The sequence below is a fragment of the Haloferax sp. s1 genome, from assembly GCF_058382125.1.
Genome location: NZ_JBZRPK010000492.1, coordinates 1 through 5,803 on the forward strand (window position 1 = coordinate 1; position 5,803 = coordinate 5,803).

Here is a 5,803-nt window from a genome sequence, read left to right on the forward strand (position 1 = left end):
GTGTGGATCGACTCCTCCGTCGCCACGTGGGGCACCCTCGACTTCCCGAGCGAGACGGAGGACTACGAGGAACTGTGGCCCGCCGACCTCATCATCGAGGCACACGACCAGACCCGCGGATGGTTCTGGTCGCAACTCGGCATGGGTACCGCCGCGACTGGCGAGTCCCCGTACAAGCGAGTCCTCATGCACGGGTTCGCGAACGACAAGGACGGCCGCAAGATGTCGAAGTCCGTCGGCAACATCGTCACGCCCGAAGAGGCCATCGACCGCGCCGGTCGGGACCCGCTTCGCGCGTACCTCCTGTGTCACGACCAACAGGGTGTCGACCTCTCGTTCGACTGGGACGGTCTCGAAGACATGCAGTCGACGCTCAACATCTTCTGGAACGTCTTCCGCTTCCCGCTTCCGTATATGGACCTCGACGGCTACGACCCCGCCGAGGCCGACCTCTCAGAAGGCGAACTCACCGTCGTCGACGAGTGGGTGCTCTCGCGTCTCCAGACCGTCAAGGCCGAGATGCACGAGGCGTGGGACGACTACGAGGTCTCCACCGCGCTGAACACGCTTCTCGACTTCATCACCGAGGACGTCTCGCGCTTCTACGTGAAGGCCATCCGCGAGCGCATGTGGGACGAGGAGGACTCCGACTCCAAACTCGGCGCGTACGCCACGCTCTCGACGGTGCTTGCCGAGTCTCTCCGCCTCATCGCGCCCTACACGCCGTACATGGCCGAGCGCATGTACCAGCGTCTCGACGGCTCTGAGACGACCGTCCACATGCTCTCGTACCCCGAACCGGACGAAGACCGCCGCGACGAGGACCTCGAAGCCAACATGGCGGTCCTCCGCGACGTCGAGGAGGCCGCGGCCCACGCCCGACAACTGGGCGGCCGCAAACTCCGCTGGCCCGTCTCGCGCATCGTCGTCGAATCCGACGACGACGAGGTTGCAGCGGCCGTCGAAGCCCTCTCGGACCTCCTCTCTGAGCGCGTGAACACGCGCGCCGTGGAAGTCGTCGACGTGTTCGACGAACTCGTCGAGACGGCGGAACCGCAGATGAGCGTCATCGGGCCGGAGTTCGGCGCTGACGCCCAGAAAATCATGGGTGCCGTCGAGGGTCTCACCCGCGCCGAGGTCGAATCCGGCGTCGAAGTCGACGGCGAGACCTACGAACTCACCGACGAGATGGTCTCCTACCGTGCCGAACCGCCGGAGAACGTCACCGGGGCCGACTTCGAGGGCGGCACCGTCTACGTCGACACCGCGCTTACCGACGACATCGAGTCCGAGGGCTACGCCCGCGACGTTATCCGCCGCATTCAGGAGATGCGCAAGCAACTCGACCTCGACGTCGAAGAGGAAATCGACGTGGGCATCGACGTGGCAGACGACCGCGTCGCCGCCTTCGTCGAGGAGAACCGCGACCTCATCGCCGAGGAAGTTCGCGCTCGCTCGCTCGAACTCGGCACCGCCGACGGCGAGACGGTCGAGACGTGGGATGTCGAAGACGTGTCCGTGACCATCGCAGTCACGCAACTCGAGTAAGTCGTCGCCGACAGCGACGACCCCGTTATTCTTTGGCTCATCGTCGTCTGCCGAGCCTTCCGGCTGACCAACACTTTTGGCCTACTCGGGCGTCTTGGTCTGTGAGTCATGAAGAAACTCATCAACGAACCGAGCGCGGTGGTCGACGAGATGCTCGACGGGATGGTGGCCGCACACCCCGTGCGTCGACTCGACGGGACGAACGTCCTCGTCAGAGACGACGTACCGGTCGATGGGAAGGTCGCGGTCGTCTCCGGCGGCGGGTCGGGCCACGAACCGACACACGCGGGCTACCTCGGCGAGGGCATGCTCGACGGCGCGGCGGCCGGTGAGGTGTTCACGTCGCCGACGGCGGACCAACTCGACGAGATGATTCAGGCGACCGACGCGGGGGAGGGAGTTCTCTGTGTCGTCAAGAACTACGAGGGCGACGTGATGAACTTCGACACCGCCGCCGAGATGGCTTCGATGGAAGGCATCGATGTCGAACAGGTCGTCGTCAACGACGACGTCGCGGTGGAAGATTCGCTATACACGTCGGGTCGCCGTGGCGTTGCGGGCACTATCTTCGTCCACAAGTGCGCCGGTGCGAAGGCAGCAGAGGGAGCGGACCTCGCGGAAGTCAAGGAAGTCGCGGAGAAGGTAATCGACAACGTTCGAACGATGGGGATGGCGCTGACCTCGTGTGTCACGCCCGAGAAGGGCGAACCGACGTTCGACCTCGGCGAGGACGAACTCGAACTCGGTATCGGCATCCACGGCGAACCCGGCACCGAGCGCGCCGACATGATGAGCGCCGACGAGATAACCGAACATCTGACCGAGAACGTCCTTTCGGACCTCGACCTCGACGAAGGCGAGGAAGTCGTCACGTTGGTCAACGGCATGGGTGGCACGCCGCTTTCGGAACTCTACATCGTCAACCGGAAACTCCAGTCTATCCTCGATGACCGCGGCATCGAGACGTGGGACGCGTGGGTCGGCGACTACATGACCTCGCTGGATATGATGGGCTGTTCCGTCTCCGTCCTCCGTGTCGACGACGAACTGAAGGAACTGCTCGGCGCGCCGGCGGAGACGCCCGCGCTCACCGTCGCCGAATAACTTGACCGACGACCGGTCCGTCCTCGATTTTTCCCGGCAGACTGCTCCACCGTGGCAAGGGCTTAACGAATATGGTTGCGAAGGGGACGCTATGGCCGACGTAGAAACACAACGCGACGCGGTGTTAGACGCGCTCGATAACGTGGCGGCGCGACTCGCCAAGGAGAAGGGGTACCTCACCGACCTCGACTCCGCAATCGGCGACGCGGACCACGGCGCGAACATGCAGCGCGGATTCGGCGAGGCGGCCGAAAAGCGCGAAGCGTTCGCCGAGATGGACCCCGACGAGGTCGTGAAAAACGTCGGCACGACGCTCATTTCGAACGTCGGTGGGGCTTCCGGCCCGCTCTACGGCGGGTCTATCATGTTCGCCAGTCAGGAACTCGAAGACGGGATTACCGCGGAAACGTCGGTCGCCTTCGCGGAGGCGTACCTCGACAAGGTCAAAGACCGCGGCGGGGCGGAGGTCGGGTCGAAGACGATGGTGGACGCGCTCGTTCCCGCGGTCCACACCTACAAGAAGTCCATCGAGCAGGACGACCTCCCGCCGCTTACAGCCCTCGCCAAGGCCGTCGACGCGGCCGAACGGGGAGTCGAGTTCACTGTTCCGCTCAAGGCCCTCAAAGGCCGGTCTTCGTTCCTCGATTGGCGTTCTGTCGGCCATCAAGACCCCGGCGCGACGAGCACGCTGTTCATCCTCGAAGAACTGCTTGCGACCGCTGAGGAGTATCTGGACGGTGCGGTCGACCGCGACGCCCACGCCGGTGATGCCGCACGGAGGGACGAATGATTGGTCTCGTCGTCGTCTCGCACAGCGCGAAGGCGGCCGAAGGAATCGCTGACGTAGCCGAACAGATGGGCGGCGGCAACGCCCGCATCGTTCCCGCCGGTGGCGACGAAGACGGAATCGGAACGTCGCCCGACCGCATCCGCGAGGGTATCGAGGAAGCCGACGACGGCGATGGTGTCGTCGTTCTCGTCGACCTCGGAAGCGCTGTGATGAACGCCGAACTCGCCATCGAGATGGCGATGAACGTGGATGCGATTATCGCCGACGCCCCGATTCTGGAGGGGACACTCAACGCCGCGGTGGAGACGACGAGTCCGAAGGCGACGCTCGACTCTGTGGTCGAGCGCGCGACAGATGCGCGCGACTACCGGAAGTTGAACTAATTCTCCGACGCTTCGTCGCCCGACTCGGGCGTCGAAAGCACGTCTTCGAGCGCGTCGAGTGCCGCTTCGGCATCGTCGCCGTCGGCGACCAGTCTGATTTCTTCACCGTGAGAGACGCCGAGACCGGTCACAGCGAGCATGCTCGCCGCGGGGACGAGGCTGTCGTCATCGACACGGCCGAGTGTAATCTCAGCATCGAATGAATTGGCTGTCTCGACGAACTGGGATGCAGGACGGGCGTGGAGGCCGTCTTTCGGGACGACAGAGACGATGCGTTCCATACATCCGCTACCGATTGGGGAGCGTTAGCGCTGCCGGTTGCGGAACGTGACCCAAAAAAGCGGTGCGGGACCGTGTGGTTGTTTGTGAGTTAGAACGTCGCGACCCACGACGAGTCCGGGAAGACCCCGGCGATGGCGAGCATCGCAACGAGGAACGTCCCGAACACAATCGCGGCCGCCGGCGGGTCCCAGTGGGTGTCACCGTGCGCGTAGAAGATGCGCTGGAACACCTCACCGAAGAGCGCGGAGATGCCACCGAAGACGCCGCCGATGAGGAGCGCGACGGCACCGAGTTCGGTCGCACCCGCGGTGTACGCGAGCGCCGCCGTCGATGCGGGCAGCGACATGTGGTGAGTCACCGGGATGCGCTCGACGCCGAGGTTCAGGAAGATGAGGCTCGCGGCCGAGATACCGAACGCGAGGAACGGGCTGCCGGTCGAGAGCGCGATGTACGCCGCCATGATACCGACGACGATGCCGATGGCCGTCACTTCTTCCCACTGGTACATGTTCGGCAGCCACGGTTCGACGCTCAGGCGTCCGCCCTCGCCGCCGTCGGCGATTGCGCCGCCGCGAGTCTCACCGCGTTCGAACGGCGTCATGTCGAGGAGGCTGCTGCCGCGGACCTTACCAACGATATCGTAGCCGAAGGCGACGCGGTGGATGAGCGCCGAAAGCGTCACACCCATCGCGATGTGGTCGTACGGCATGTTGAACGATGCCGAGAGGACGGTCAGCCAGTAGCCGATGATACCGAAGATACCACCGACGGCGAGCACGTCGGGCTTCGAGCCGAGTGCGAAGCCGATGTCCTTCGCGTTGTGGTAGTCGAATCCGGAGTCCATGTAGCCACGGTTGGCCGCGTAGGCCGCGGCGGCCGCGCCACCGGCGAAACTGATTGCCGGGGAGAACGGGACACCGAATGCAATCGCGCCCGTGATTGCGCCCGCGTCGGCATCGACGTAGGACGCCACCTCACCGGCGATAACCATGAAGCCGGTGAAGATGAAGGCCGGAAGCGCACCGATTGCTGCACCGAACGCGCCGCCAGCGAAGGCGGCGATAAGCATCTCAATCGCCCAGAGTTGGTCCAGTGCCATTGATTACTCCTCCGTGTCCCGTGCCCAATCCAGCGAGCGGTCGACTGCCTCTTTCCAGCGGCCGTAGCGGTGTTCGACGTTCTGCGGGTCCGAGGGACCGAACTCGCGGTCGACCTGCCAGTTCGCGCGGAGTTCTTCCATCGTCTCCCAGTAGCCGACGGCGAGACCCGCGGCATAGGCAGCACCGAGTGCTGTCGTCTCGTCGACTTGCGGACGGACGATTTCGGTGTCGAGAATATTCGACTGGAGCTGACAGAGGAAGTTGTTCTTGACCGCTCCGCCGTCCACGCGGAGGCTGGAGAGGTCGATACCGCTGTCGGACTCCATGGCTTCGGCCACGTCGCGCGTCTGGAACGCGATGGATTCGAGCGTCGCACGAACGATGTGTTCGCGGCGGGTGCCGCGAGTCATGCCGACGATGGTCCCACGGGCAAGCTTTTTCCAGTGTGGCGTCCCGTGCCCCGCGGAAACGGGAAACTGGACAAAGCCGCCTGACGTCGTTTCCGACTCCTGTAAGTGTTGTGGCTCCTTAGCGTTGCTTAACGTGCTCATCGTGTCCACGCCTTCCTCAGACGCCCCGGCCACTTCACTCACACC

Annotated in this window: 7 protein-coding genes; 4 read left to right on the plus strand and 3 right to left on the minus strand. The window is 64.2% G+C overall.

Annotated elements, in window-relative coordinates; translation table 11 throughout:
• The 4 genes from QT222_RS07695 to dhaM form a co-directional block, all read left to right on the plus strand.
• Positions 1 to 1,548: class I tRNA ligase family protein (locus QT222_RS07695; RefSeq protein WP_491476819.1), on the plus strand; the 1,548-nt coding region annotated here is incomplete at its 5' end.
• A 108-nt stretch (positions 1,549 to 1,656) separates the two neighbouring features.
• Positions 1,657 to 2,652: a dihydroxyacetone kinase subunit DhaK gene (dhaK, locus tag QT222_RS07700; RefSeq protein ID WP_491476820.1), complete on the plus strand. Its 996-nt coding sequence runs from the start codon at positions 1,657 to 1,659 to the stop codon at positions 2,650 to 2,652.
• Between the two features lie 91 nt (positions 2,653 to 2,743).
• Complete coding sequence (gene dhaL / locus QT222_RS07705) at positions 2,744 to 3,442, plus strand: dihydroxyacetone kinase subunit DhaL (protein ID WP_491476821.1); 699 nt, start codon at positions 2,744 to 2,746, stop codon at positions 3,440 to 3,442.
• Complete coding sequence (gene dhaM, locus QT222_RS07710; RefSeq protein ID WP_491476822.1) at positions 3,439 to 3,825, plus strand: dihydroxyacetone kinase phosphoryl donor subunit DhaM; 387 nt, start codon at positions 3,439 to 3,441, stop codon at positions 3,823 to 3,825. The genes dhaL and dhaM overlap by 4 nt, the downstream gene beginning before the upstream one ends.
• Here dhaM and ptsH1 read toward each other — a convergent pair.
• The 3 genes from ptsH1 to QT222_RS07725 all read right to left on the minus strand — a co-directional run.
• Positions 3,822 to 4,106, minus strand: coding sequence for a phosphocarrier protein HPr (ptsH1, locus tag QT222_RS07715; protein WP_004056851.1), 285 nt, complete (start codon positions 4,104 to 4,106; stop codon positions 3,822 to 3,824). The genes dhaM and ptsH1 overlap by 4 nt on opposite strands.
• Positions 4,107 to 4,195: 89 nt before the next feature.
• Positions 4,196 to 5,206, minus strand: a complete 1,011-nt coding sequence (locus QT222_RS07720; protein ID WP_491476823.1) for a DUF7973 family transport facilitator — start codon at positions 5,204 to 5,206, stop codon at positions 4,196 to 4,198.
• 3 nt (positions 5,207 to 5,209) lie between these two features.
• The coding region (locus QT222_RS07725; protein ID WP_491476824.1) for an FGGY-family carbohydrate kinase at positions 5,210 to 5,803 on the minus strand (594 nt) is incomplete at its 5' end.